The following is a 24,342-nucleotide window of genomic DNA, read 5'->3' on the forward strand; positions in this document are numbered from 1 at the left end:
CTGAAAAGACAAGATTTAACAGGTAGTTAGCTGATAATCAACGCGCTGACTAACCAATGAGCACAGAATACATAGATAACCCGTTTTAAAAAACGGTTTTTTTAGACAAAAAATCAAGTTGGAAAAATTTTCCAAATAGGAGTTGTTATGGCTAAGATGCGCGCAGTTGATGCTGCAATGTATGTACTGGAAAAAGAAGGGATCACAACCGCATTCGGTGTTCCTGGAGCTGCAATAAACCCATTCTATAGTGCGATGCGTAAGCATGGTGGGATCAAACACTATCTTGCTCGTCACGTAGAAGGTGCTTCTCATATGGCAGAGGGATATACGAGAGCAAATCCGGGTAACATTGGAATGTGTCTTGGTACATCAGGTCCTGCGGGAACGGATATGATCACAGCATTATATTCCGCCTCTGCTGATTCAATTCCTATTTTGTGCATTACAGGTCAAGCACCAAGAGCGAAATTGCATAAAGAAGATTTCCAAGCAGTCGATATCGAGTCTATCGCAAAACCGGTCACCAAAATGGCTACAACGGTGTTAGAGCCAGCATTGGTTCCTCGAGTATTGCAGCAAGCTTTTCATTTAATGCGTTCTGGTCGTCCTGGACCCGTATTAATTGACCTACCTTTTGATGTGCAAGTCGCTGAAATTGAGTTTGACCCAGAGACTTATGAACCATTACCTGCTTACAAGCCAGCGGCAACAGTTGCTCAGGTTGATAAAGCACTGGATATGTTATTCGCATCGAAAAAACCACTGATCATCTCCGGTGGCGGTGTTATCAATGCAGATGCGGCAGACAAACTGCAAGAATTAGCTGAAATCTGTAACGTGCCCGTCATTCCAACGTTAATGGGCTGGGGAACTATCCCTGATGACCACAAATTAATGGCCGGCATGGTTGGTTTACAAACAGCTCACCGTTATGGAAATGCAACCTTATTAGAATCTGATTTCTTATTAGGTGTGGGTAACCGCTGGGCGAACCGACACACTGGTTCTGTAGAAAAATATGTTGGTGATCGTAAAACGGTACATATTGATATCGAGCCAACGCAAATTGGTCGCATCTTCTGCCCTGATTTAGGGATCGTGTCTGATGCTAAAGCGGCTTTAGAACTGTTGGTTGAGCGTGCAAAAGCACGTAAAAAAGCAGGCTCTTTACCTGATTACAACAAGTGGGTGGATGAGTGCCAAGCGCGTAAACGTACTCTGTTACGTAAAACGCATTTTGATAATGTGCCTGTAAAACCACAACGCGTTTACGAGGAAATGAACAAAGCATTTGGCCGTGATGTTTGCTATGTCACAACCATTGGTTTATCGCAAATTGCTGCGGCTCAAATGTTACATGTATTTAAACCACGCCACTGGATCAACTGTGGTCAAGCAGGCCCATTAGGTTGGACTCTGCCAGCAACTCTGGGTGTCCGTGCTGCTGATCCTAAACGTAAAATCGTTGCCGTTTCTGGCGATTATGACTTCCAATTTATGATTGAAGAATTGGCGGTCGGTGCGCAGTTTAAACTGCCATACATCCACGTTGTCGTGAATAACGCCTACTTAGGTCTGATCCGCCAGTCCCAACGTGGCTTTGACATGGATTACTGTGTCCAGCTTTCATTTGAAAATATTAATAATGAAGCATTGGGAGAGTACGGTGTTGACCACGTTAAAGTGGTCGAAGGCTTGGGTTGTAAAGCTATTCGCGTATTCAAACCAGAAGACATTGCACCTGCATTTAAACAAGCTGAACAACTGATGGAAGAGTTCAGTGTGCCTGTTGTTGTGGAAATCATTTTGGAGCGCGTCACCAATATTTCGATGGGGACTGAGCTGGATAACGTGACTGAGTTTGAAGAAGTTGCAACATCTGAAGCGGATGCACCAACGGCAACAGCGTTTTACCAATACAAATAAGGGAGCGGAAAAATGACCAAGTTTGCAGCTAACTTATCCATGCTATTTACTGAAGCCGAGTTTATGCAGCGCTTTAAATTGGCGGCTCAAAATGGCTTTAAAGCCGTGGAATACATGTTTCCTTATGATTTTTCAGCGCAAGCTATTAAGCAAGAGTTAGATGAAAATAAACTGACTCAAGTTCTTTTTAACTTGCCAGCCGGTGACTGGAATGGTGGTGAAAGAGGGATTGCTTGCTTACCTGAAAGACAAAGTGAATTTAAAGAAGGCGTCCAAAAAGCCATTGAATATGCAAAAGTCTTGAACTGTAAACAAATTAACTGCTTAGTGGGTCGTAAAGACCCCTCTCTTAGTGAAGAAAAAACGATGGAAACCCTCGTAGCAAATCTTCGTTATGCGGCTGAGCAGTTAGAAAAAGAGAATATACGTTTACTGGTAGAAGCCGTGAATACATACGATATTCCAGGTTTCTATTTGAATAAATCAGCTCAGGTCGAAGATTTAATTAAGCGTATCGGTCATGCCAATATTTACTTCCAATATGACATTTACCATATGCAGCGAATGGAAGGCGAGCTAACTGAGACAATGAAACGTTTATTAAAGCATATTTGCCACATTCAATTAGCGGATAACCCAGGCCGTAATGAACCAGGGACTGGCGAAATTAATTATAGCTATCTATTTAAACAGCTTGAACAAATGGGCTACACAGGTTGGATTGGCTGTGAATATAAACCAGCAACCACAACTGAAGCCGGTTTAGGCTGGATGAAACCGTATTTATAATTAGGAGAACATCATGAAATTAGGCTTTATTGGTTTAGGGATTATGGGTGGCCCAATGGCGGCTAACTTATTAAAGGGTGGCCATGAGCTAGCTGTAAATACTCGTGGGCAAATTCCGGCTTATCTTACAGATGAAGGGGCAAAGACGTTTTCATCGGCTAAAGAAGTGACTGAAAATGCAGATATCATTTTTGTGATGGTACCGGATACGCCACAAGTGGGTGATGTTCTTTTTGGTGAAAATGGTTGTGCATCAACATCATTGAAAGGAAAAATCATTGTTGATATGAGTTCTATTTCACCAATAGAAACCAAAGAATATGCAAAGAAAGTCAATGAATTAGGTGGCCAATATTTAGATGCCCCAGTTTCCGGTGGCGAGGTTGGCGCTAAGCAAGGCACTCTGAGCATTATGGTGGGCGGTGAAGATGCGACTTTTGCTAAGGTAAAACCGTTATTTGAACTGATGGGCAAAAACATTAGCCTAGTTGGTGGCAATGGTGATGGGCAAACCTGTAAGGTTGCAAATCAAATTATCGTTGCATTAACCATTGAAGCCGTTTCTGAAGCATTGGTCTTCGCATCGAAAGCAGGGGCCGATCCTGCACGTGTTCGTGAAGCGTTGATGGGAGGATTTGCCTCTTCTCGCATCCTTGAAGTGCATGGTGAGCGCATGGTAAAACGCACGTTTGAACCAGGCTTTAGGATCTCTTTACATCAGAAAGACTTAAATCTTGCTTTACAGGGTGCGAAGGCATTATCGATGAGCTTACCGAATACTGCGACCTGTCAGGAACTCTTCAATTTATGTGCCGCACATGGCGGTCAAGATAATGACCATTCAGCCTTAGTGAAGGCAATTGAAATTATGGCTAACCATAAATTAGGAGATTAATACACAGTCTAATTGTTTGAATGTAATGATCCTCATGTTTTAAGTGTAAATGTAAGTAGTAAACAGTTTAACTAGTCGTTTATTTGCCCCATGTATCTGGGGCTTTTTTTTGCATAGCATTACGTGAATAAAAAAGAGGTAATATAATTAATGCATATTACCTCTATAAAATCTGACTTATTTCTCTTTTCTATTTTATAGCATCCCACTTAAATATATTTTCAAGGATAATAGAAATAATAATTCCCATTAATAACCCATTTGTGATGATAGGCCTTATCATCAATGGAATATCTTGCATGTAAGTTGGAGGAACACTCATCAAAAATATGCCAATAAAAATAGGCAAAGCAAGCCGATAAATATTGCGCGGGTTTAAATCTAAAATACGAATAAATAACAAAGAAGACCAAAGCAGAGGTAAGTAAGTGACCATCATCACGGTACTACTGATCACTAAAGGAAAGGTAGAAAAGAACCCTGAAAAAACGGGAACGAAACTAATAACAAAGAATAACAAACTACCAATAATAAACGGTTTTTTGCTGAAATCATTGGTCTGTGTGATGAGCCCTATTGATGAAACAAAAGGCGCGAAAGGCACAATTCCTAATGGGGAACATGCAAAAGTCAGCGCACCTGAGCTAATAAAGCTGCGGCGATACATCGCTGGGGTAGCTGGCGAATCTGGGTGGAACAAATCAGTTCCTTTTATCGCGCCAAACGTATTGGACGTATTCAACAGTGAGGCAATAATACAGGTTGCGACAATACCATAATTGATAGTCTCAACTTTTCCGAGAGGGAACAGCTGCCACTCAATGCCATTTGTTCCTACTGAGTCACTTCGAAAGATCATGGCAAATAAGAGCCAACCCAGTATGGAGCCAATCAGTACGGCATATTTATTAATATGACGAGGGAATAGGGCAATAATCCCAATAATTAGCACCATGATAAGTAAAGCCAGTAAAAAGGTATCAAAATTAATATGGACAACGTCGGTTGTGGCACTAAAAGGCAAGCCCAACATGCCTTTTAGAAAAATAGTAATCAAGTTAGCGCCGAGTAATAACATGAATACCGCCATTACTCCGGGGGAAAATAATAAAGCCAAATATTTTCCTGCGCCACTCAAACCGATAATGACAGTGATGATCCCTGCAATGGCAATCCCTACGGCAAAGCTTCCACCAATAACCTCTAATGGTGTTCCTTGAGCAGACTCTGCAAATGCAACAGATAAAATCGTTCCCCACCACAGCCCCGCAGGACCTTCCATAATAGAGCGCTTGTGTCCGAAAATAGCTTGAATTAAGCAAGCCAGTGATGTGGCTAAAAAAGCATACTGGGTAATTGTGTAAGTGGTGGCATTGCTCAGATGAAATGCAGATTGTAATGTAGGAGGTATAACGACTGTATTACAAAAAATAAAAAAGAACCATTGCAAGCCTGATAACACATTATCTTTGTTCAAACTAAACATAAATTACATCCTGTTATAAATAACAATACAGCACACCCAGTAAAGCGTGTGCTGTATTATTTACATCATATTACTGTTGGTGTTTTAAAATAAATTGCCCGATAGGCGTTTCACGAACACCAGTATTAATATCGTAGATAGTTTCTCCACGTAAAATAGTGCGTGCAACTTGTGCACCTATTTTGCGCCCTACATAAGGGCTGACTTTATGGCGATACTCTAAATCTTGAGCTTTTAATTCATAAGGTGAGTTTGGCTTGATGAACACGAAATCTGCATCTTTACCAACGGTAATGGAGCCTTTATGTTTAAGGCCGAAGATCTTAGCTGCATTAGTTGCCATTAATTTGGCAAATAATGGGAGTTCCATTCCACGTTTTTGCACTGCTTCATCAAACATCAAGTCAACACAGTTTTGCATCCCTGCAATTCCACCCCAAGCTTTGAATACATGACCCGCTTTCATATCTGGTGGGCATGGTGAGTGGTCAGAACCTAAACAGTCGATTTCACCATTAAACAGTTTTTCCCACATGCCTTCTTGGTTCGCTTCATCACGAATCGGTGGTGAACATTTTGCTAAATTACCAATTTTTTCAAACTGATTGGTTGTTAAGGCAAAATAGTGAGGGCAAGATTCTGAGGTAACATCCTGTCCTTCATTACGTGCCTTAGTCACTTCAGCAACGCCTTCAGGGCTACTGATATGGCAAATATGTATTGGGCAATTAGCCACTTTTGCCAGATATAGCACGCGGCGAATTGCCTCAATTTCAGTATATACAGGGCGCGAGGCCACATAGTCGTGAGCAGTTATGCGCCCTTGAGCTTGAGCTTCTCGACCTAATTCATCACAGATTGATGCATTTTCACAGTGAACTAATACACGAGAGTCGTTAAATTTACTGATAATTTCTGCACCACGTAAAAACTGAAAGTCATCAACATCACGGAAGTCATTATCAATAGTTTTGTCACCACAGGTGGCAACAAAGCATTTGAAGCCAACAACACCCACTTCATCTAGCTCGTGCAGTCTATCGAGATTATAAGAGACTAAACCGCCAAATTGGGCTGCATCTACTGACAGTTTACCTGCGGCAGCATCGAATTTCATTTGAATACTTTCACGGTCAACGGTTGCAGGTAGCTGATTTAATGGCATTTCGATGATAGTTGTGATGCCACCTTTTGCTGCTGAACGCGTCCCTGTTTCATAGCCTTCCCAATGTGTTCTCCCTGGTTCCGAAATGTGGGCATGAGAGTCAACCATACCTGGTGAAACGACTAGGCCTTCGGCGTTTATTTCTTCTTTTGCACCAGATAAACCAGAGCCAATAGCGGCAATTTTGCCATTTTTTACCGCGACATCGGTTTTAATTGCTTCGTTTTCAAGAATGACAGTACCGTTTTTAATGATTAAATCGTATGACATAGGGTATTCCTTAGATAAGATTATAATTTCATTTATTAACATTACTGTTCAGCGTGTTTTCAATATATTAAAACGGGCTGAATAGGGTATTTAATTCAGATTACACTGGGTTTTTTATGCCGATATCTGAATCATTCGTAGCTTTTACTTTATTTTCAACCACCTTAGTGGTGTCTTTTTTGAATAAAGAGTAGAGAACAAAGGCTAATATGACGCCAGCAAACCAAGACACACGTGATATAGGCTCTAATACAGGAATGAATTTTCCACCAAGGGAGAAAATAACTGCAATAACAGTGACAACGAAAGCGGTAATATTAAATCCGTGCTCATAGAATTTATAATCGCCTGCACGGGTGTATAAGACATCTAAATTAATATTTGTACGCATTACGATGAAATAATGCGATAGCATGACACCAATAACTGGACCTAAAATACCGCCAATAATATCCAAGAAAGTATAAATACTGTCCTGATTCTCAATTAGTTTCCAAGGCATGATTAATACGCTGATAACACTGGCAATAATAACGCCGTGACGATAAGTGAGTTTGGATGGGGACAGTGCAGCAATTTGGTATCCTGCAGGAATAATATTACCAGCAGCGTTGGTGGAAATTGTCGCCATCAGAATAACGACTACCGCAAAGAGTGAGGCATATAAACTATCCCATTTTTGAACAATATCAAGTACGTTCCATGTATCAACGCCGTAGTGAATACTGGCGCCGGCTAAAATACATACGCTACTAATGGCAAAGAGCAAGTAAGCCACTAACAGGCCAGCGGTTTGTCCAATGGCTTGTTGTTTAAAACTAGTCGAATATTGAGTGAAATCAGAAGTATTTACCGCAGGAGCTGCCCAGACAGCGACAACACTATTAATAACGATAAAGAAAAAGAATACTTTACTTGGCGTTTCACTAATACCATTTGGGATATAATCCAAAATAGGTTGAATGCCCACTAAAGAAACTGACCAAATTGCCATACCACCAAACAAAATATAAATACAGGGGTTAAGAATGGCAGTAAGTTTATTTAATACCTTGCCTCCACCTAGTCCTATGGCAACATTCATTGCCCAGAAAATGATGAAAACAATAAAGGCTGGAATGGTAACTCCCATATAGGTTTCACCATTGCCTATATTTAAAAATTCAGGCCAAATTTTCCCGATTAATATTAATAGCGCTAATGAACCAGTAAAGCATTGTAAGCCAAACCACATAATAGCAGCAATACAGCCTCTTAATACGCCAGGAAAGAGTGAGCCTTTAATTCCATAAGATGCCCGAAGTAGCATCGGGAATGGGATGCCATATTTAGACCCCGCCGCACCATTCATTACCATAACGAAAGCGATGCATATTGCGCTTAGTGCGATGGCAAACATAATGTTCAAAGTAGAAAGGCCCAGAATAAAAAAACCGCCAACCATTAGATAATTTGGGACATTGTGTACGGAACCCATCCATAGCGTAAAGTAGTTAAATGTTTTCCATGTTCGTTGCTCCGGTGTTTTAGGTAATAAATCATCTGTATAACCACGTTCACGATAAATCTCTTTTTCTTCTGAATAGTTCATATATGAGCCCTTCCACGCATATAATTTAAATTTGAAAGCGAGAGATTTAACTAATCGAATTTTTAATAAAGTAATAAAGTTATTGTTTTAATTTTTTAAATAATATTATTTTTTATATATACATCAACTTAATAACCAATGGTTTATATATAGTTATTAGCGTCAGTTTAATTAATTATATTGACTACCTAGGAATTAATTCTTGAACTCAATATAGCCACCGTTAACTGATGGATGCAATATAAATTTAAAAAATTTTTCCAAAAAATAGATCTGGAGCGTCTTTTTTGAAAAATAACCTAATAAACAATGCATTACAGTAGTTTTTGTTTTTTATCATTTCTTTTTTTGAGATATTTTGTTCAATTTAAGTTAATTTACTCTATTTTTGATTGATTTTAATGAGGCTTGATTCATTTTAGGTTTGTTTTAATGCTTTATTATTTTTGATTTAATTGCAGTTCATTGATTTCATTATGAAAAAATAATTGGAAAATTTTTCCAATTAAATCTTTATCAATTGTTTTTTTTTGATACAATGACGAATAGAAGTTAATGGCTATACTCAGTGCTAAAACGTTTTTTAGAAAGCGGTGCTGAATATAATTCTCTCAATTTAATAAGCTAATCTATTTATCAGTAATATGCGCACATTTATAAAAATGGATGTGTATTTTGATAACCGATAATATTTTTCGAAATTAACAATATTATTTAACTGATTACTTAACCGTTCTATAGGTAGCCATATATGAAAATTATCATAGCCCCTGATTCTTTCAAGGAAAGTATGAGTGCAGAATGTGCCGCAAATGCCATAACTAAAGGATTTAAAAGTGTATTCCCTGATGCCCAATATCTTTGTTTACCGATTGCTGATGGTGGTGAAGGAACGGTTGATGCATTAATTGCTGCCGCAGGTGGTGAGCGAGTATCACTTGTCGTTAAGGATCCATTGGGGGATATGGTAAGCGCTTACTATGGTTTATTAGATGATGGTAAAACTGCCGTCATTGAAATGGCACAGGCCAGCGGATTGATGTTAGTTAGCCCAGAACAACGTAATCCAATGCTGACGACGAGTTACGGAACAGGTCAGCTAATTCAAGATGCGCTTGAAAAAGGGGTGAAAAAAATCATATTAGGGATTGGCGGTAGCGCAACCGTTGATGGTGGTGTCGGTATGCTTCAAGCCCTAGGTGTTGTTTTTTATGATAATCAACAAAATAAACTTGGTTTGGGCGGTGAAGTTTTAAATCATATCGCAACGATTGATACGTCAAGTCTGTCTCCTCAATTGCAACACTGTACGATCGAAGTGGCTTGTGATGTAGATAATCCTCTGGTTGGAGAGCGGGGTGCTGCAATGATATTCGGGCCACAAAAAGGGGCAACTGCTTCAATGGTATTGGAATTGGAAAAAGGTTTAAATCGTTTTGCTGAGGTTATCCAACAAATTAAAGGGCATGATTTTAGGTATTTATCTGGCGGAGGAGCTGCTGGTGGGATATCTGTTGCTGCCGCTGCATTTATGAATGCTAAGCTTAAACCCGGCATTGATATCGTTATTGATGCAGTGAAGTTAGAGCAAGAAATCCTTGATACCGATTTGGTTATTGTGGGGGAAGGTAGCATGGATGGTCAAACGGCAGGGGGAAAAGCGCCTTTAGGAATAGCCAAGGTTGCGGCCAAACACAATGTCCCTGTTATTGCACTAAGCGGCGTTTTAGGTAAAGGCGTTGAAGCACTACACCAAGAAGGTATCGATGCTTTTTTCAGTATTTTGCCAAGATTAAGCCCGTTAGATGAGGCGCTAAAGCAGGGGGCAGAGAATGTGCAACAAGCGGCATATAATATTGCAAAAGTTTTACAGTTAGGTAAGTTATTGTAATTAATTTTATTTTTGTTTTTTTTGGATGTTGAGTGTTCGATAAAATTAATAACATTTACTATAAAATAGATAAAATCCGTTTTAGTGTTGTGAAAACCTGTTTTGATTCAGGGTAGTTAGAAAGTGTATAGGGTTAACACGAGTCTAACCAAGTGCTTTTGAGATTGCCCTAATTTTCGTTCAGATACATATTTTTATGATGTAACAGGTGTAGCGGCGATACAGGTTGATATCATGGACATCTGTTATAAGGTTTTCTAAAAATATAATGTTACTCCGCTGTGAAGCCTGTAATATCTTCAATCTCGATTTCATAAGTATTAGACTAAAAGTAGTCTATCGGTTTATTACCAACTGTTAATCGAAGATATCCAACGTAGCTATAACTCTATTTCTTGTTGCTTTATATATGTTAAATGCAAAGAAATTTGTATCAAACATGAAAAAAATAATAGAAGCAAAAGGTTTAAAATATCAATTGATTCAAGATCTACTGAGAATTTTGGGGATTAGGTATATAACGTCCTTTAATTAAGAAATTAATAGTTATTGATGTTTACTTTGAATTCAACTCCGGTTAAGGAGCTGAATTGATATTTATGGAGTAGTTGCAAGCTATTGGTAATCCTATTAATGATTGAGGTGAAATAGTTTGAAAGCCCCCGTCTGAGTTCATCAATTCTCTTATCAATATTCAGATGAAAATCATCTATTTCACGCTGCCGCCATGCGTTGACTAATAACCTGAGTTACTGCTTATTCCTTGACCGTTTCCGTGGTTCCTGAATATAGGGCTTGCCAGTGATTATATTGGCTATTGCTAATGGTCGGGATGATTTTACGAAACTATCATGTATTGGTTCGATAGTAGAGGTGGTGGGAGAGCTTTAATGTCGTCATGCGGTACATTCCTGCGGCACAATTTCGACATGATAGAAAGAAAACGATCTGAAACTTGTGCTAGCGGGAGTTGAACCCGAGTCCGTAATTTTTTAATTGATTGATTATAAAAGAGTATTTCTAGTAATCATCAATCATGTGCACTAGGTGTGCACATGGAGGTCATAGTGTAGTTCTGGTATAGAGTTTTTTATTTCAGCAGGTTATCTAACTTTTGATGTTTTTATCTAAGAGTTTTAGGGGAGCGTTTGTTATTTTTGTGATGCCTTATTGAAATTAAAAGCTTGCTAAGAAAAACAATACACTGTATTTTTATACAGCTATAATGCAATGGTATGATATAGATGTTACGCATGTCTATATTCAAAAGCATAGCAGTTGTACATATTATTTATAATAACTATGATGTTAAGTAACTTCGCTTCTATTATAAGGACTTGTAAATGGACTGGGTTACTCACATAGTAAGTTTTATCGTTGGTTTAGGTGCCGGTTGGACATTGCGAATCGCTTTTATCTCTAGAAAAACATCTATAGAGCTTAAAAGCAATGATGCTAACTATAATGTTAGCCAAACTAAAAATAATGTTACTAATGGTAATATTGTTGGACGTGACCAAAATAACTCCAGTCGTTGAGAGGTTAGTCGGTGTTTACAACTCCTCGAGCACAGATACATACACAACAAACTGGGAATCGTGTTGATAATGGTAGCATTGTTGCAGGTGACCAGCATAACCATATCTATGGTAACTCTAAGGTTAATAGAGAGTTACTTGAGCTCTACGAGCGCTTGAGAAATGATGATTTTGGTGAGCGTAGCGCTCAATTCAATGAAAAGCTTAATCATTATTTCACTGCTCAAAATGAAACGGATGTAAGGGGGTTAGACGCTAAGCTTACTGATAGTAATAGAGAAGATTTGTTGTTTGCCGCAAAGATGTTTAAGCAGCAAGCAACTATGGCTATTATGAAAAAGCAAACATCCAAATCAGCTCAGAGAATATTCGTAATTCTTCTTGATAGAATATATTTTGATTTTCTAATGAAAGTTAACCCATTAATTCATAATGACAGTGATCGTATTACTGTCGATTCAAAAATTACAGAAATAATTGAAACCCTATATGAAACTCTAGGGGAAAATCCTCTAGAATTAACACCAACAGATTTGTTGGGTTTATTATTTTTTCTGGGGGGGAATTGTCATATAAGGTGGGATAAATGTTAATTTATCATCCTGCGTTTGACGCATACCATTGTCTTTTCCGAATGATTGCATTGATTAATCATCTAAATACTGCAGAAGTTGATAAAGTAAGAATACTTGATTTTTATATGATTTTTCCAGCTATGATAGCCAATATAAGAATGCCACCCACACAAAGTGGAGCGAAATCTTTGGCCAGAAAATATAAAAATGAGTATAGGGATCCTATTAACTCACTTTCTACCTTTAGAGATATGCATCAAATACAAATGTCAGCTTTGAAATGTCTTGCTGCAACAGGTCTGATAGATTTATCTAAGTTAGAATATGGAGTTATAACAAGAACTACTACAGAGATTCCTAATGATTTATTAATCACCATGCAAAGTTTTCTCAATGATAAGGCTGATATAAGCGATTTTATAATTAATGAACTTTCTCAGTTTGATTTGACAGGTAAAGATGGGTTAAAGGACCGGACTCAATTAATGGAGTATAGATATGACTTTTCTTAGTCCAACATTTTGGGTGAGTGAAATTCGTGTTTTTCAACATGGTCACCAAGCATTTGGTTGTAAGTTTCACAAAGGTGTTAACGTAATAAGAGGTCGCAATAGCTCAGGAAAAACAACAATAATGGATTTATTAGCTTACTCTTTGGGGGCTGAGAATCTCCCTTGGAAGCCTGAAGCTAAAATCTGTACTGAAACCCTCACTGAAGTTTATCTTAATGGCTTGCCTGTATGCTTAAAAAGAGAGTTAAGCCCGCCTGAAATTCAGAAACCTATTAGTTTTTATTCTGGAACTATTGAAGCAGCGCTTAAATCAGCTCCAAATGAATGGATGCGTCATCCTTTTAAGCGCTCGGAGAAAGTTTTAAGTTTTTCGCAAGTTATATTTGATGCGTTAGATATGCCATTAGCACAAGGTGATGGAGCATCAATTTTAACTATGCATCAAATCTTAAGAGTACTTTATGCTGATCAGCCATCATTGCATAGCCCGATTTTTCGTGAGGATAGCTTTGATAAAGCATTGACAAGAAAGACCGTTGGAGATTACTTATGCGGAATTTATGATGATAGTCTATATTCTTCACAGGTTAGGCTTCGACAAGTTGAGATAGACCTTAGCAAAAGTATCAGTGAATTAAAAAGTATTTTTAAAATACTTGGTCGCTCAGGTCAATCTGAAAATATTCACTTTATTAATGAACGTATTGAAGCGCTCAATACAAAAAAAAGTGAATTACTGAAAAGTCTTGACGACATAAGATTAGAGCGCACCGAAACTAATACGGATTTACCAGACGATAAGGCGAAGACTAGAGCTATTAGACAGTCTCTGAACAAAGCTAAATCTTTAGAACTGAAAAATCGAGATGAAATAGATAAACTTTCTTTCGTAATAGCTGATATTGAAATGTTTATTACTGAGCTTGAAGCTAGATTACAGAATCTTAATGAGTCAGCTAAAACTAGGGAATATTTTAATGACATACAATTTCAGTTTTGTCCTGGTTGCTTGAGTGAAATTAAATCTGTCGAAAATACAAATTGTTGTAATTTATGTAAAGCCGAATTAATTGAAGGTGAAAATGCACCGCAGTTATTAAGAATGCGTAACGAAATCCAAGTGCAATTAAATGAGTCTAAATATATTTTGGATCATAAAAATGATGAGCTCAAAAAGCACAAAAAAGAATCACCACGATTAAGGAAAGATGTAAAAAGACTCGAAGATGAGTATTCATCTATATCACAAAATTGGCAAACAGCATACGAGATTGAAGTTGAAAAAATATCAAGAGAGTTAGGAGCAGTGGAGGCAGCTATAGATCAGGCTTATGAGCATCAGAAACTAAATACAGTTATTTTAGAATTAGAGAAAAGTAGGAGTGATCTCGAATCTGAAAAAGAAAGGTTAATAAGCTATATTGAATCCTTGGAACTAAAAGAAGATAGTTTAAAATTAGATGTGGCAAAATTAATTGAGTCTAATACTATTAGACTTCTGAGGTTAGATTTGCCTTTACAGGCTGAGTTTATTGATGCTAAACAAGTTAAGTTTAGTTTTGAAGATAATTCAGTCTCTGTTAATGGTTCTAAAAATTTCTCTGAGAGCTCTGCTGTTATCTTACGTCACGTTTTTCACTTAGCTTTACTTAGTGCATCCATGAATAAAGAGTATATGCGCCTCCCTAGATTTATGATGCTTGATGGAATAGATGATGGTGGTATGGAGAAAGGTCGAAGCCATAATTTGCAAAAAATAATTGTTGAGGAAACAGCAAATTATCAGCATGATTTTCAATTAATCTTTGCAACATCAGAGATAAATCCTGAATATGAAGACACTAATTTAACCGTTGGTCGATATTATAATCCAGAGGCCAGGTCATTAGAGTTAAGTTTAGTTGGCATTGAGCCAAATTTATTAGATACAGATTCAGCTTAATTATATTTAAATATTTTGGCGCATAAGAATATATGCGCCTTATATATGTCACATATCTAAATAAAATTTATCTTATCTTATCTTATCTTATCTTATCTTATAATTAATGTTGTATAGGCTATGATATATATTTTTCAGATATCAGTTTGAAAATAAATCTGAAATTTTATTTACTACACTCCCATCATACTCCTTAAGATATCCCCCATAGTGCCTAAACAGCATCTCAGGTCCTTTATGTCCCATTTGTCCTGCTAGCCAAAACAGATTAGCCCCTTGGCTGATATGCCTCGTAGCAAAGGTATGTCTTGTTTGATAAGGATTACGATATCGAATACCCGCTTTTTTCAGCGTTGGCACCCATGCTTTCTTTCTGATTGCATCAGCACCTGCCCAAGCTTTATTTGTTTTCGGGTCCTCGAAAATTACACCGTCTTTCATAAATGTGAATTGCTTTTGCCCATTCAGGGCGTTCATGGCCTCACTATTTAATTCAACCTTTCTGGTACCAGCTTTAGTTTTTGTTTTCTTAATAACACCTACCACGCTGGCGGATTGCACATGTGCAGTATTTTCTATGAAATCTATATCTCTCCATCTTAATGCACATAATTCGGAGCTTCTTAATCCAGTATTAATGGCAAACTGAAATAAGTTTTTCCATTGCTCGTACTTTGTTGCAGCGAGTAGGGCTGATACTTCTTGTGGGGATAAAGGGTCGACAATATAGTTACTTTCGGCACTGCTATTTTTTGATTGATATCTTGATGCCGATACAAGGCTGACAGGATTAATTGATATAATCCCATCAGTAATGGCTTCATCTAGCGAGCTACGTAAGAAAGAGAGTTGATTACGGATAGTTTTTAATACTGTCGTTTGCTTCTGTATCCAATTTTTAAGAATAGCAGGAGTAAGTGATGAAACATGAAATTGGTGTAAATCTGATAAGGCATTTTTACACTTTTCATAGCCTTTGATAGTCGATGGTGACAGATTTCTAGTTTCACAAATCACAAGATACTCCTCCAAATAATCAATAACTCTTTTTTCACGATTATTATCCCCGAAGAAATTTGATTTTTTAGAGTTAGGGAAATACTTGTGGTAATTAAATGTACCTTTTTCAATATTATTTTGAATTTCAGCAAGTAGCCTTTCTGCGTATTTAATATTTTTATTATCTACGGTTAGCCGGGATAGGGGGTCCCTACACAGAACCCCTTTATAAGTGAATGTAATAACCAACGTATTTTTGGTTTTATTTTGACGGATGGTTACGCCTCTTGGTAGTAGGTATCCTGTTTGTTTTTTCTGACCCATTTGTTGACTTCCTTTATATCAATCCAACGCTCTTTTGAACCATCGACCTTTAATATCTGCACTCCCTCTTGCCAGAAGCGCCTTTGAACTCGTTTATTGATTGCATCAGTGCTCTCACCAAACAATTCGCAGTATTTAGATATTGGTAAGCACTCAACAGAAAGGTTTGTATGCATAATAGTCTCCATATTTTGCTATAGATGGATTTAATTATTGATTATCTCTTAGATGCCTCATTACGGCTCTCACATTCTTGCTATTTTACAGTAGAACCTCGTATTACAAGCAGTAATATATATCCGATTATTGGCATGGTTATTTAATATTGGATGTATACAGGAATGTTTCGTTTATCGTCTGATTCTTCATACACAGTAGAACAGCCACAATCGTGTATATTTTCAACTCCGGTTACTGACATGTAGCCAATTGGATTATTTCTACTTAGCCCCTTAAAGTGATAAATTAGAATTTGAGCTTCATGCTTCATTATCTCAATATTAATCTTAGATGATTTACTATTTTTTAGTTCAAGTTCAATTTTTGCCACTATTTCTAATAATTCATCGCTAACTTTCATTTTTTATTTTCACTCCCTGTCTATTTAATAATTTAATTAATTCTGTGATAGCCCTGTTATATCCAAAGGCGTAGCTATTATCTTGTGATGGGTTAGGTTCTTTAGTTGGTAATTCAATCTGTAATTTCTGGCGTGATGCTTGCCATGCTTTGTGGCATTGACGTTTTACGGACTGAAGTAAAGTATTTTCTGATTGAGACTCAATTAACGGATACTCTTTTTTAAACCATTCTTCAAATTGCAGCCTTGATTTATCCATCACTCCACCTTTTAATGTGATTTATTACAAATTTAGTTACCTTCCGTATTTGCCGCCTTGTCGGTTTTACAACAAACTTCTTTTCAGCTAAAAGTTCGCAACCATCACCAGAAACTGCAACGATGCAAAGTAAGAAGTGATTCTTTTTAATGGTTGTTCTTTCCGCTGATATATAATAAATCGGCTTCTCAATCATATTCATTCCTCTTCATTGCATTTGTTTAATCGCTAGGATTAAAACGTTTCATCAGCCTTTTAAATTTATAGTCTATAGTTAATTAGAACTTTCTAATTATTTTTATAGTCCTTGCCGATGCTCCCATGCGTCGGTTTTTTTTTGCAAACTTTCAAAATAATAGTATCTATTTGTTTTTATTCGTGTACTTTGGTTGTTGGGGCTAGGTTTAAGCTTCATTTAATGATTAATTCCCTTGTTAGAATTATACCGTCTAAGTTGACGGTTTTTTTATTGCATCCTTGCAAATATATCCTTTGGTTAAATCACATAAATCGCGTGGCGAGGATAGGGGAGTCCGATAGGGGCAAAGGGAATATCATCGTCAAAATCCATCGGTGGTTCAATATGTTGTGATGCTTGTTGTTGGTGTTGACTAGACCGCTGTGTTTGCTGTCGTGGTTCCGAGCTTCTTGCTTGGCTATTATTACCTAGCATTTGCATTGTTCCATTGATGCCTATAAAAACTTCAGTAATATTTTTTTCTTGCCCATCATTCCCTTGATATTTACGAGTTCGGAGTTTTCCTTCGATGTAAACCTGACTGCCTTTTCTTAGATATTGCCCGGCTATTTCCGCTAACTTTCCTTGTATGGAAATATTATGCCAATCAGTGCGTTCTCTTTGTTCGCCAGTATTTCGGTCATTCCATATTTCACTTGTCGCAACTGAAAAGCTAGCAAATGCAGTACCAGTTGGTGCATATCTAACTATTGGGTCATTACCTAGATAACCAATAATGATGACCTTATTTACTCCTCTATCTGCCATTTATGCCGCCTTTTTAAGTTCGTTAATTCTTATTCCTGTTAACCGTTTACACTCTTCTTGCTGAGTACTGTTTCCGTTGAGTTCATTCCATACTTTTTTGTATTCATTTGTGATCACTAGTTCGCTAGTTGCTTTATACAAAAAGCCTGTGTAATCACTTAATATTTGCTCTGGTGTTCTTGGTGCTACATCATGTACCTCCGAGTCAGCGTCAACCGCCGTTTCCTCGGTCGGTATACAGAACGCTTGAAATGCTGCGTACTTGTATGCAATCGACATTGCTTTATTTGTGGCTTTGTCTCCGCTATCCATCGCCTCACCATAAGTCATGACCGTGTGTTTGCTGCCATCTGAGACAGACACAAAATCAAACTCAGCTTTTACAGTGACATAATTTAATACGCCTCCGCCCTTACTAGTTCGTTCACATACAGAGCGCTCAGTACAGCGAGTTAAGATAAGCAATCCATGCTTAACTAATACGGGGGCTAGGGCGTTATATACCGCATCAATACTCCTAAACGCATAATTAACGCCACCACCTTCTGGTTTTTCCTTACTAATGCCTTTTTCTGCTAGTTCCTTGGCAACATTACTTATTGCTTTGTATACCTCACTCATAATTACCTCCGAAAATTAGTCGCCCATATTTCTACCTTGACCATAGCCGTAGTTGTCTGGAGCGATTCCTTTCGCTATATAACGCGCATATCTCATCAGGTCTTCTGCAATCCGTTGCTGTTCGATGTGATCTGGTAGAGGAGGGAAAAATTTCGACATTGCTAGATTTGATTGCCATACACTTGTGGCTTCGCGTTGCTTCCCTGATGCGTTTATATCTTGAGGCTTTCCTTGCCTAGATAATTTGATTTGCTCTATCGCTGAGTTTAACGCTACTTCTTTTATAGGATGAGATGGAAAGCATCTAACTAGATATTTACCCATATTCACCTCTCATCCATCGAATAGGGGTCGATTGCTGCTGAACACCTAAGCTTTCCATGCGATAGTATTCAGCTTCTTCTTCGCGCTCTCTGCGTCTTTTCTCGGCATCCAGCCTTTGCTTTAGTTCACATTCTGAAGTTTTCATATCTCATCCTTACGTGAATGCGTATGACCCACGAGAGTTAACTTGCCGTAGGATTCTATTTGTCTTTTCGAATTGCTGTTTAAATTTCCAATCAGCTACTAATTCGTCTATTTGTTTATCAGTCATGTCAGACTCTCGCAGTAGGGCGAATATTTTCTGTTTTATGTATTTCTGCTTTGCGTTCATATTTGACTCCATATGCTTTCTTTAATGTTTCATTTGCTTCGCTCCATCCATTCTCATCCTTGAGATAGCGTGCAATTCCAGCTTGTGATTGAGCTAAACAAAGTTTGTATTTATCAATATTCATGCTTATCTCCGGATGTGCGAAACCCTCACTTATCTTGCGATAGCGATAGAAAGTACCCTGGTGTTGGTAATATTTATTCGGTTAAATATGAAAGATGTAGGTCTTTTTTAATGGATAATGTCTCTGACTAGTGTTTCTAATGCGGCTTTTTTGAGAGCTGTTTTCACCGCTTCGTTCCCGATTAGATTTTTCACAAACTCATCCAATAGCATTTTTATATTTGGCTCATTTTCAGGTACAGATATTTCAGCCATACCTTTTACTTTGGGTTGCATTTCATCAGACAGAATGAGTTTCAAATTAATATCTACTGATGCTTTAGCGTGTGGCATTTTGCCTCCTTATGTGTGTTTTTTTGAGTAAAATAAGTATCAAATTGCCTGCTTTTAACCACGTCAGGCAGTTGAGGTTTATTACTTCCCAGTAATAAATTGGATATACTTATTCCTCCCCTGAGATAGAGAGGATTGAATTGATGTCTAAAAATGTTATTACCGAACATAACCCTGTAGAAAGGGTTGCTTTTGATATGGCTCTAGCATTAGCCGCTAAACAAAATTCAATCAAGACACCAGAGCAACTAATGGCTGAGATTGAAGTTCTATATCCTGAATGCTATGAAGTCGCCAAGAAGCAATGGAGTAAAGAAAACCCACCTCCATCGAAAGCGTTCTTAGATACCTTTTAAGGTAGCTGAAAATCAATAATTTCTTTTAATTGTTCTAGTAGCTCAGATAGCGGTACGGGATAAACTAAGTCACTACCGCTAGTTAGCATAATTGCTGATCTGATATCTTCTTTATCTTCATCATCTTCCCAGAACCCAGAAATTGAATTCTCATGAAAATAAAAGTTTTTACCGTAAACTTTTACTCTATGTAACTGTACTTTTTTACCAGCCATTCTATACCTCCTATTATTCAACCTAGCGCCCTCGTAAAGACGCTAGAGTAAGTATTGCTATTCGATGAATGATTAAATTTCTGGCATGATTGCCGCCACAACTTTGTCGGTCTCTTCTTGGTTGATTACTTCGACGTACTTATCTCTAAGGGTTTGGATTTATTAAAGCTTTCTTCGCAGACGTCATTGAACTTAAAAGAAGTTCCGAATTTAACTTGAAAGTTTTCTTCAAACCAACAGAAACGAACAGATAGTTTTGACTCATCAGGGTTATGCGCTTTTTTTACTAAAACCTGTCTACCGTGTGATGTAAACTCTTTAAATCATACTTTCATTTCCTCCTAGTTACTCACCATAGCTCACTCACTGAATGGGCTTTTAAGCTCTTGCCGTTACTTTGCCAGATTCTAATAACGTTCCTGATTTACGATATTTGGCTGAGTAAATACTAGCGTTGGGTAAGCAGGTATTATCTACTGAGTCATAAACTTTAGTACTGCGAATTGAAATTGCTTTTTCAACTCGGCTAATTGGTTTTACATTTTTTCTTGTTGGAAATATTGAATCCAATTTCATTTCAATATTTTTTTTCGAAATAGCTTCAGCTTTTCGTCTAGCGTGACGTCTATTTCTAGATAATCCGCGCAAAAATTCAGGTTTGCGTGATTTTTTCACATAAATAGTTGCCATATGCCCTCCAAATAGTTGGTTTTGGTGAGAATAAGGATTGAAATCCTTGATTATATCTGTTTTTACAGGGCGGTTTCTCATGTCTGGGCAGAACTCTCTGGAGTGAGTGAACACCTTATTCTCACAAAAACCTTCTGAGAAGGTTGCCGCTTTATCAGCGACTCCATTCTGATAGTTAATACACAGCTCACTATCATCGTTGTTAAAGAACATCAACGAGCTGTGTTCCGTTGACGCTCATAATATTCACAAATCGTGATTTAAATGTCAACCACAAATTGTGTTCAACTATGGGTTTAGATATTAACGTGATGATTTTAAATGAAAAAAACTTTATTTTTAGACACGATTTGTGATTTTATTCACATTCGTAGGGGGAAGGCATAAAAAAAGTCCCTTAGGGCTCTTATGTTTATTTGTGATCTCTTCTGTACAAAGACCACTCTTCAATTTTTTCGCCAGAGGGGAGGGTGCAATATCCGACTTGTCCATCGTTGGTGTTAACTATATCTAGTTTTCCGCCTAATTTTGCACAATAAACTGAAGCAGGGTTAGCCATTCCTACTTGTGTTGGCGGATTTTCATTTTTTCCTGAAGAGCAGGCAGTTAACGAAATTAAAGCTGATAAAATCATGATTTTTTTCATATGGTTATCCATTTAGGTGACGTGGGTTTTATATACAAAAAAGCCCTCGCGGGGAGGGCTTTTGTTATTTGGGTTATTTGAATCTTAGGCTCTGCTTTAGGTCATTCATCCAATTAATTGGAATATGCTCGTCGTGCTGTAATCTTCCGACAACTATTCCTGTGTGAATTCCTATCATTTTAGAAAACTGAGTGACGGCATCTCTGTTTCTAAGGTCTGGAAGATATTTATTATACTTCTCTGGTATCAAATATTTTCCTGCCCATTCGTTAGCTTCTATCTCATGTTTATCTTGAGATCTTGTAGCGTTAGGGTCATCTAAGAAAATTGATTTTTTATCCTCTTTGGTATCAGAGTGAAGTAATATATGAGCAGCCTCATGGAAGAATGTGAACCAAAACTTATCGTTCGTTTTTCCATATAGTGAAAGTTGAATTAATGGCCTTGTAGGGTTTATCCACCTAGCGACGCCGCTGACATGTGATCTCGGTATAGCTGGAACAAAAACGAGAATTACGCCAGATTCAAGCAATAGCTCCTTCATGGCTGGCCCGAAAACCTCGGCCTTTTCGACAGTTAATCCACGTATTTCTTTTAGAGATTTCTCAAATTTACTCTTATTGAACTTAGGCGCATTTATAGATTCAGACACCTGTTCTCCTAGCCTTAGCCATGACGATATAGCACCTACATCGCACTGCTCTTCTCGGCTTCTCCTGAATGACAATTGCATTCCACCATATATATCACGCCATTCATCAGGAGATGCCACGCCAAAAAACTTCAGGCATGACTCGACTATTTTTAATTTATGCTTAGAGATTATTCTCAATTTCTCTATAGCACCACAAGCCATCAGCTCCTTAACAGGCACTTCATCGAGCCATGGCTCCCATGAAGCATGCTTCTCAGCAGCTTCAATTCTAGATTTATGGGCTTGGTAATTGGCTTCTCTGGATAACCAGAAATCCAAAGATCCACCTAATACGCGTTCCAATTTCTCTGCTGTATCTGTGGTAAGGGATACTTTCCCATTTACCAGCAAGCTCAAATGTTTCTCACTAAACCCCAATCGTTTAGCTAGCTCGGATTGAGACCATCCGCGCTCTTCAGAAATATCAAGTATGGTTTCGCCAGGTGGGGAGACCCAGTCCGGCGCGAAATTTGCACTCAGATTAGTCATGATAATCCCCTATATATTCAATACAAACAATAGTCACTTTATCCCAATCGATACCGCCATCCGGCTTGGTTGGGCATGGGTCATTGGATGGGCTAAAAACCAGTCTATAGCCACTATGAAGACTAAGGGCAAACTGACCTGCTCGATCTCCTTTTAGAGGGTGAGGGCTTCCAGCAACCAAATCAGTAACTCTACTGGCAGATTCTAAATCACTTAGTCTTGTTCTTAATTTTCGAGCACACAAGGGACCTAATTTTTTTTCAGCTTCCTTTTTTTGCTCGCAAATTTTTTGAATTTTGCTATTTTCAAATAAAATTTCCAAGACACCATTATCCTATCATTCTTTACCAATTTGGTAAATTTTTTATCCCAGCAAGGGTAAAATTTAAGATTAAACTACACCCTAAAGGGGCGTCATGCATCAGAAAACCATCGACCATATTTGCCAAAACGCGTCATCATCAAAGTCAATCAAGAAAGCAATAATGACTATAGCAATAAAATATAGTATTACTAACTTATGGTCTTTTATGTACTTCCACAATTTTTTCATCTACGCAGATTAATGGCTGTTGAAAGTAACTAGTAACAGTAAGATAAAACTGTGTATTGAAAGATGACTATATTATCAGTGGTTTAATGTGTTTTTTTTGGGCTGTATTGCTTTATGTTGAAAGCTCCATTAACCAAAAAAGTAACCTTGCAAGTCATCTTCTACAAGCTTAATAGCATCTGAAAAACTACCTAACATTTTTTCATCGTAATGATGCCAGTTACTGTCTTTATCCATCCATAGTAGTGACCAAGAGCCTGTGATTTTGTTATGTATTATTTTTGCTACAGGTTCTTCTACTCTTGAATCACTCCATGTTAGCTGTCTAACCTCGAATATAACGACCGAGTCATCTTCAATACGATACTGTAAATCGAGCTCATCTCTGAGATGTTCTGCTGGGCGGCGTTTTTCTAAGAAAAATTCCATGCACTTTTCAATATTTGCTAGTTCAATATCATTGAATGCCATGCTTTCTCCTCAAAATGTGTCATCAGACCATTGACACTTTATAACTTTACCTATGATTTCGCAGTTTTCATTTATTGGGATTAAATCAAATTTCGGGTTAAGAGGTTCAAGGAATGTTTGTCCTGATTCTCTTATTAATTTTTTAAATGTAAATTCGTTACCGTTTAGCCTAGCGATACAAAAATCACCAACATTCACAGGCTCTTTTGGGTCAATAAGTATCAACATTCCTTCAGGAAAGCTAGGTTTACCTCCTTGTGCTGCTGTCATTGAATGACCTTCAACTTCAAGCCAAAAAGCGCGTTCACTTGCTTTCTTGGCTGTAGGTATCCATGCAATAGCATCTTTCTCTGTATAAGAGTTGCTATTTTCGGTAAATGCGCCTGCTTGAATTTTGGTCAGTAATGGGTATTCGTAATTACTAATAACTTGATCACTTTGGGTACCAAACATTAACTCTGCTGGTGATACACCAAGCGCCTCGCTGATGACCAATGCATCATCAGCACTTATTTTTCTTTCCCCAAGTTCATAATTTCCAATTCTAGAGGCTGCTGAATATCCGCACAGCTTTGCAAGTTGCGCTTGGCTTAAGCCTCTTGATTCCCGAATAGACTTCAGTCTTTCACCGATAATTTCATTTATTTTTTTCATGTCTATCTTTTAACACAAAATGTGATTTAAGTATTCAAACAATATGTGATTGACACCTAATCACATATTGTGTGTAATGTAATAAGTGGAC

General features: G+C 37.7%; 30 protein-coding genes. 9 read left to right on the plus strand and 21 right to left on the minus strand.

Annotation, left to right across the window (positions count from 1 at the left end; all coding sequences use genetic code 11):
* The first annotated feature begins 147 nt into the window (after positions 1-147).
* The 3 genes from gcl to glxR are packed head-to-tail and all read left to right on the plus strand — an operon-like array spanning position 148 to position 3,613.
* Positions 148-1,929, plus strand: a complete 1,782-nt coding sequence (gene gcl / locus PR795_RS00335) for a glyoxylate carboligase (RefSeq protein ID WP_006661243.1) — start codon at positions 148-150, stop codon at positions 1,927-1,929.
* 12 nt (positions 1,930-1,941) lie between these two features.
* Complete coding sequence (gene hyi, locus PR795_RS00340; RefSeq protein ID WP_272516548.1) at positions 1,942-2,718, plus strand: hydroxypyruvate isomerase; 777 nt, start codon at positions 1,942-1,944, stop codon at positions 2,716-2,718.
* A gap of 13 nt (positions 2,719-2,731) precedes the next feature.
* Positions 2,732-3,613 (plus strand): 2-hydroxy-3-oxopropionate reductase, encoded by an 882-nt coding sequence (gene glxR, locus PR795_RS00345; protein WP_006661245.1) that lies wholly within the window; start codon positions 2,732-2,734, stop codon positions 3,611-3,613.
* Between the two features lie 190 nt (positions 3,614-3,803).
* Here glxR and PR795_RS00350 read toward each other — a convergent pair whose 3' ends face one another.
* From PR795_RS00350 to PR795_RS00360, 3 genes are all read right to left on the minus strand, one after another.
* Complete coding sequence (locus PR795_RS00350) at positions 3,804-5,099, minus strand: uracil/xanthine transporter (RefSeq protein ID WP_272516549.1); 1,296 nt, start codon at positions 5,097-5,099, stop codon at positions 3,804-3,806.
* A 70-nt stretch (positions 5,100-5,169) separates the two neighbouring features.
* On the minus strand, positions 5,170-6,534 hold the full coding sequence (gene allB / locus PR795_RS00355; RefSeq protein ID WP_006661247.1) for an allantoinase AllB: 1,365 nt from the start codon (positions 6,532-6,534) through the stop codon (positions 5,170-5,172).
* A 100-nt stretch (positions 6,535-6,634) separates the two neighbouring features.
* Entirely contained in the window at positions 6,635-8,125 is a 1,491-nt protein-coding gene (locus tag PR795_RS00360) for an allantoin transporter (protein WP_036968313.1), read from the minus strand.
* 751 nt (positions 8,126-8,876) lie between these two features.
* On the opposite strand from PR795_RS00360, the gene PR795_RS00365 reads away from it, so the two are divergent.
* The 5 genes from PR795_RS00365 to PR795_RS00385 all read left to right on the plus strand — a co-directional run bounded on the left by PR795_RS00365 (position 8,877) and on the right by PR795_RS00385 (position 14,583).
* Positions 8,877-10,016 (plus strand): glycerate kinase, encoded by a 1,140-nt coding sequence (locus PR795_RS00365; protein WP_006661249.1) that lies wholly within the window; start codon positions 8,877-8,879, stop codon positions 10,014-10,016.
* Positions 10,017-11,359: 1,343 nt separating this feature from the next.
* Positions 11,360-11,554 (plus strand): hypothetical protein, encoded by a 195-nt coding sequence (locus tag PR795_RS00370; protein ID WP_272516550.1) that lies wholly within the window; start codon positions 11,360-11,362, stop codon positions 11,552-11,554.
* An 11-nt stretch (positions 11,555-11,565) separates the two neighbouring features.
* Complete coding sequence (locus PR795_RS00375; RefSeq protein ID WP_272516551.1) at positions 11,566-12,147, plus strand: ABC-three component system protein; 582 nt, start codon at positions 11,566-11,568, stop codon at positions 12,145-12,147.
* The gene (locus PR795_RS00380; protein ID WP_272516552.1) at positions 12,141-12,641 is read left to right on the plus strand and encodes an ABC-three component system middle component 5; all 501 of its coding nucleotides are present in this window, start codon (positions 12,141-12,143) and stop codon (positions 12,639-12,641) included. The genes PR795_RS00375 and PR795_RS00380 overlap by 7 nt, the downstream gene beginning before the upstream one ends.
* Positions 12,628-14,583, plus strand: coding sequence for an AAA family ATPase (locus tag PR795_RS00385; RefSeq protein ID WP_272516553.1), 1,956 nt, complete (start codon positions 12,628-12,630; stop codon positions 14,581-14,583). The genes PR795_RS00380 and PR795_RS00385 overlap by 14 nt, the downstream gene beginning before the upstream one ends.
* A gap of 141 nt (positions 14,584-14,724) precedes the next feature.
* Here the strand turns inward: PR795_RS00385 and PR795_RS00390 are convergent, their stop codons facing one another.
* From PR795_RS00390 to PR795_RS00440, 11 genes are all read right to left on the minus strand, one after another.
* A complete protein-coding gene (locus PR795_RS00390; protein ID WP_272516554.1) occupies positions 14,725-15,906 on the minus strand; it encodes a site-specific integrase in 1,182 nt (393 codons plus the stop codon).
* Positions 15,861-16,082 (minus strand): excisionase, encoded by a 222-nt coding sequence (locus PR795_RS00395; protein WP_224050436.1) that lies wholly within the window; start codon positions 16,080-16,082, stop codon positions 15,861-15,863. Before PR795_RS00395 ends, PR795_RS00390 begins: the two co-directional genes overlap by 46 nt.
* Positions 16,083-16,225: 143 nt before the next feature.
* Complete coding sequence (locus tag PR795_RS00400) at positions 16,226-16,486, minus strand: hypothetical protein (RefSeq protein ID WP_112860592.1); 261 nt, start codon at positions 16,484-16,486, stop codon at positions 16,226-16,228.
* Entirely contained in the window at positions 16,476-16,745 is a 270-nt protein-coding gene (locus PR795_RS00405; RefSeq protein ID WP_272516555.1) for a hypothetical protein, read from the minus strand. The genes PR795_RS00400 and PR795_RS00405 overlap by 11 nt, the downstream gene beginning before the upstream one ends.
* Positions 16,738-16,941 carry a DUF7279 family protein gene (locus PR795_RS00410; protein WP_036975075.1) on the minus strand — a complete coding sequence of 68 codons (204 nt, stop codon included), beginning with the start codon at positions 16,939-16,941 and terminating at the stop codon, positions 16,738-16,740. The genes PR795_RS00405 and PR795_RS00410 overlap by 8 nt, the downstream gene beginning before the upstream one ends.
* A 300-nt stretch (positions 16,942-17,241) precedes the next feature.
* Entirely contained in the window at positions 17,242-17,751 is a 510-nt protein-coding gene (gene ssb / locus PR795_RS00415) for a single-stranded DNA-binding protein (protein WP_036975072.1), read from the minus strand.
* Positions 17,752-18,372: an ERF family protein gene (locus PR795_RS00420; RefSeq protein ID WP_036975070.1), complete on the minus strand. Its 621-nt coding sequence runs from the start codon at positions 18,370-18,372 to the stop codon at positions 17,752-17,754.
* A gap of 15 nt (positions 18,373-18,387) precedes the next feature.
* A complete protein-coding gene (locus tag PR795_RS00425; RefSeq protein ID WP_036975068.1) occupies positions 18,388-18,696 on the minus strand; it encodes a hypothetical protein in 309 nt (102 codons plus the stop codon).
* Positions 18,689-18,841: a hypothetical protein gene (locus PR795_RS00430; protein WP_154631310.1), complete on the minus strand. Its 153-nt coding sequence runs from the start codon at positions 18,839-18,841 to the stop codon at positions 18,689-18,691. The genes PR795_RS00425 and PR795_RS00430 overlap by 8 nt, the downstream gene beginning before the upstream one ends.
* Positions 18,842-18,968: 127 nt before the next feature.
* Complete coding sequence (locus PR795_RS00435; RefSeq protein ID WP_071992608.1) at positions 18,969-19,151, minus strand: host cell division inhibitory peptide Kil; 183 nt, start codon at positions 19,149-19,151, stop codon at positions 18,969-18,971.
* A 107-nt stretch (positions 19,152-19,258) separates the two neighbouring features.
* Entirely contained in the window at positions 19,259-19,483 is a 225-nt protein-coding gene (locus tag PR795_RS00440; RefSeq protein ID WP_112860843.1) for a hypothetical protein, read from the minus strand.
* 143 nt (positions 19,484-19,626) lie between these two features.
* On the opposite strand from PR795_RS00440, the gene PR795_RS00445 reads away from it, so the two are divergent.
* The gene (locus PR795_RS00445) at positions 19,627-19,839 is read left to right on the plus strand and encodes a hypothetical protein (protein WP_051422624.1); all 213 of its coding nucleotides are present in this window, start codon (positions 19,627-19,629) and stop codon (positions 19,837-19,839) included.
* On the opposite strand, the gene PR795_RS00450 is transcribed toward PR795_RS00445, so the two are convergent.
* The 7 genes from PR795_RS00450 to PR795_RS00480 all read right to left on the minus strand — a co-directional run bounded on the left by PR795_RS00450 (position 19,836) and on the right by PR795_RS00480 (position 24,251).
* Positions 19,836-20,054 (minus strand): hypothetical protein, encoded by a 219-nt coding sequence (locus tag PR795_RS00450; RefSeq protein WP_272516556.1) that lies wholly within the window; start codon positions 20,052-20,054, stop codon positions 19,836-19,838. The genes PR795_RS00445 and PR795_RS00450 overlap by 4 nt on opposite strands.
* A 378-nt stretch (positions 20,055-20,432) precedes the next feature.
* Positions 20,433-20,957 (minus strand): transcriptional antitermination N peptide, encoded by a 525-nt coding sequence (locus PR795_RS00455; protein WP_272516557.1) that lies wholly within the window; start codon positions 20,955-20,957, stop codon positions 20,433-20,435.
* Between the two features lie 199 nt (positions 20,958-21,156).
* Complete coding sequence (locus PR795_RS00460; protein WP_039861649.1) at positions 21,157-21,390, minus strand: putative hemolysin; 234 nt, start codon at positions 21,388-21,390, stop codon at positions 21,157-21,159.
* Between the two features lie 73 nt (positions 21,391-21,463).
* A complete protein-coding gene (locus PR795_RS00465) occupies positions 21,464-22,573 on the minus strand; it encodes a helix-turn-helix domain-containing protein (RefSeq protein WP_154631316.1) in 1,110 nt (369 codons plus the stop codon).
* The gene (locus PR795_RS00470) at positions 22,566-22,895 is read right to left on the minus strand and encodes a type II toxin-antitoxin system RelE/ParE family toxin (protein WP_272516558.1); all 330 of its coding nucleotides are present in this window, start codon (positions 22,893-22,895) and stop codon (positions 22,566-22,568) included. The genes PR795_RS00465 and PR795_RS00470 overlap by 8 nt, the downstream gene beginning before the upstream one ends.
* 360 nt (positions 22,896-23,255) lie before the next feature.
* Entirely contained in the window at positions 23,256-23,597 is a 342-nt protein-coding gene (locus PR795_RS00475) for a DUF3024 domain-containing protein (RefSeq protein ID WP_006658129.1), read from the minus strand.
* A 9-nt stretch (positions 23,598-23,606) separates the two neighbouring features.
* Entirely contained in the window at positions 23,607-24,251 is a 645-nt protein-coding gene (locus PR795_RS00480) for a LexA family protein (RefSeq protein WP_006658130.1), read from the minus strand.
* Positions 24,252-24,342 lie beyond the last annotated feature (91 nt).

Origin of the sequence: Providencia sp. PROV209 (genome assembly GCF_028479485.1) — a bacterium.
GTDB classification, from domain to species: domain Bacteria; phylum Pseudomonadota; class Gammaproteobacteria; order Enterobacterales; family Enterobacteriaceae; genus Providencia; species Providencia alcalifaciens.

Bases quoted from the DNA above. Each gene is read 5' to 3' on its own strand.
- PR795_RS00445 (WP_051422624.1), top strand. From the start codon at position 19,627: ATGTCTAAAAATGTTATTACCGAACATAACCCTGTAGAAAGGGTTGCT.
- PR795_RS00440 (WP_112860843.1), bottom strand. From the start codon at position 19,483: ATGCCACACGCTAAAGCATCAGTAGATATTAATTTGAAACTCATTCTG.
- PR795_RS00385 (WP_272516553.1), top strand. From the start codon at position 12,628: ATGACTTTTCTTAGTCCAACATTTTGGGTGAGTGAAATTCGTGTTTTT.
- allB (WP_006661247.1), bottom strand. From the start codon at position 6,534: ATGTCATACGATTTAATCATTAAAAACGGTACTGTCATTCTTGAAAAC.
- glxR (WP_006661245.1), top strand. From the start codon at position 2,732: ATGAAATTAGGCTTTATTGGTTTAGGGATTATGGGTGGCCCAATGGCG.
- PR795_RS00435 (WP_071992608.1), bottom strand. From the start codon at position 19,151: ATGAATATTGATAAATACAAACTTTGTTTAGCTCAATCACAAGCTGGA.
- PR795_RS00430 (WP_154631310.1), bottom strand. From the start codon at position 18,841: ATGAAAACTTCAGAATGTGAACTAAAGCAAAGGCTGGATGCCGAGAAA.
- ssb (WP_036975072.1), bottom strand. From the start codon at position 17,751: ATGGCAGATAGAGGAGTAAATAAGGTCATCATTATTGGTTATCTAGGT.
- hyi (WP_272516548.1), top strand. From the start codon at position 1,942: ATGACCAAGTTTGCAGCTAACTTATCCATGCTATTTACTGAAGCCGAG.
- PR795_RS00390 (WP_272516554.1), bottom strand. From the start codon at position 15,906: ATGGGTCAGAAAAAACAAACAGGATACCTACTACCAAGAGGCGTAACC.
- PR795_RS00395 (WP_224050436.1), bottom strand. From the start codon at position 16,082: ATGCATACAAACCTTTCTGTTGAGTGCTTACCAATATCTAAATACTGC.
- PR795_RS00410 (WP_036975075.1), bottom strand. From the start codon at position 16,941: ATGATTGAGAAGCCGATTTATTATATATCAGCGGAAAGAACAACCATT.
- PR795_RS00450 (WP_272516556.1), bottom strand. From the start codon at position 20,054: ATGGCTGGTAAAAAAGTACAGTTACATAGAGTAAAAGTTTACGGTAAA.
- PR795_RS00475 (WP_006658129.1), bottom strand. From the start codon at position 23,597: ATGGCATTCAATGATATTGAACTAGCAAATATTGAAAAGTGCATGGAA.
- PR795_RS00405 (WP_272516555.1), bottom strand. From the start codon at position 16,745: ATGGATAAATCAAGGCTGCAATTTGAAGAATGGTTTAAAAAAGAGTAT.
- gcl (WP_006661243.1), top strand. From the start codon at position 148: ATGGCTAAGATGCGCGCAGTTGATGCTGCAATGTATGTACTGGAAAAA.
- PR795_RS00420 (WP_036975070.1), bottom strand. From the start codon at position 18,372: ATGAGTGAGGTATACAAAGCAATAAGTAATGTTGCCAAGGAACTAGCA.
- PR795_RS00480 (WP_006658130.1), bottom strand. From the start codon at position 24,251: ATGAAAAAAATAAATGAAATTATCGGTGAAAGACTGAAGTCTATTCGG.
- PR795_RS00370 (WP_272516550.1), top strand. From the start codon at position 11,360: ATGGACTGGGTTACTCACATAGTAAGTTTTATCGTTGGTTTAGGTGCC.
- PR795_RS00400 (WP_112860592.1), bottom strand. From the start codon at position 16,486: ATGAAAGTTAGCGATGAATTATTAGAAATAGTGGCAAAAATTGAACTT.
- PR795_RS00465 (WP_154631316.1), bottom strand. From the start codon at position 22,573: ATGACTAATCTGAGTGCAAATTTCGCGCCGGACTGGGTCTCCCCACCT.
- PR795_RS00455 (WP_272516557.1), bottom strand. From the start codon at position 20,957: ATGTTCTTTAACAACGATGATAGTGAGCTGTGTATTAACTATCAGAAT.
- PR795_RS00360 (WP_036968313.1), bottom strand. From the start codon at position 8,125: ATGAACTATTCAGAAGAAAAAGAGATTTATCGTGAACGTGGTTATACA.
- PR795_RS00365 (WP_006661249.1), top strand. From the start codon at position 8,877: ATGAAAATTATCATAGCCCCTGATTCTTTCAAGGAAAGTATGAGTGCA.
- PR795_RS00460 (WP_039861649.1), bottom strand. From the start codon at position 21,390: ATGAAAAAAATCATGATTTTATCAGCTTTAATTTCGTTAACTGCCTGC.
- PR795_RS00380 (WP_272516552.1), top strand. From the start codon at position 12,141: ATGTTAATTTATCATCCTGCGTTTGACGCATACCATTGTCTTTTCCGA.
- PR795_RS00425 (WP_036975068.1), bottom strand. From the start codon at position 18,696: ATGGGTAAATATCTAGTTAGATGCTTTCCATCTCATCCTATAAAAGAA.
- PR795_RS00350 (WP_272516549.1), bottom strand. From the start codon at position 5,099: ATGTTTAGTTTGAACAAAGATAATGTGTTATCAGGCTTGCAATGGTTC.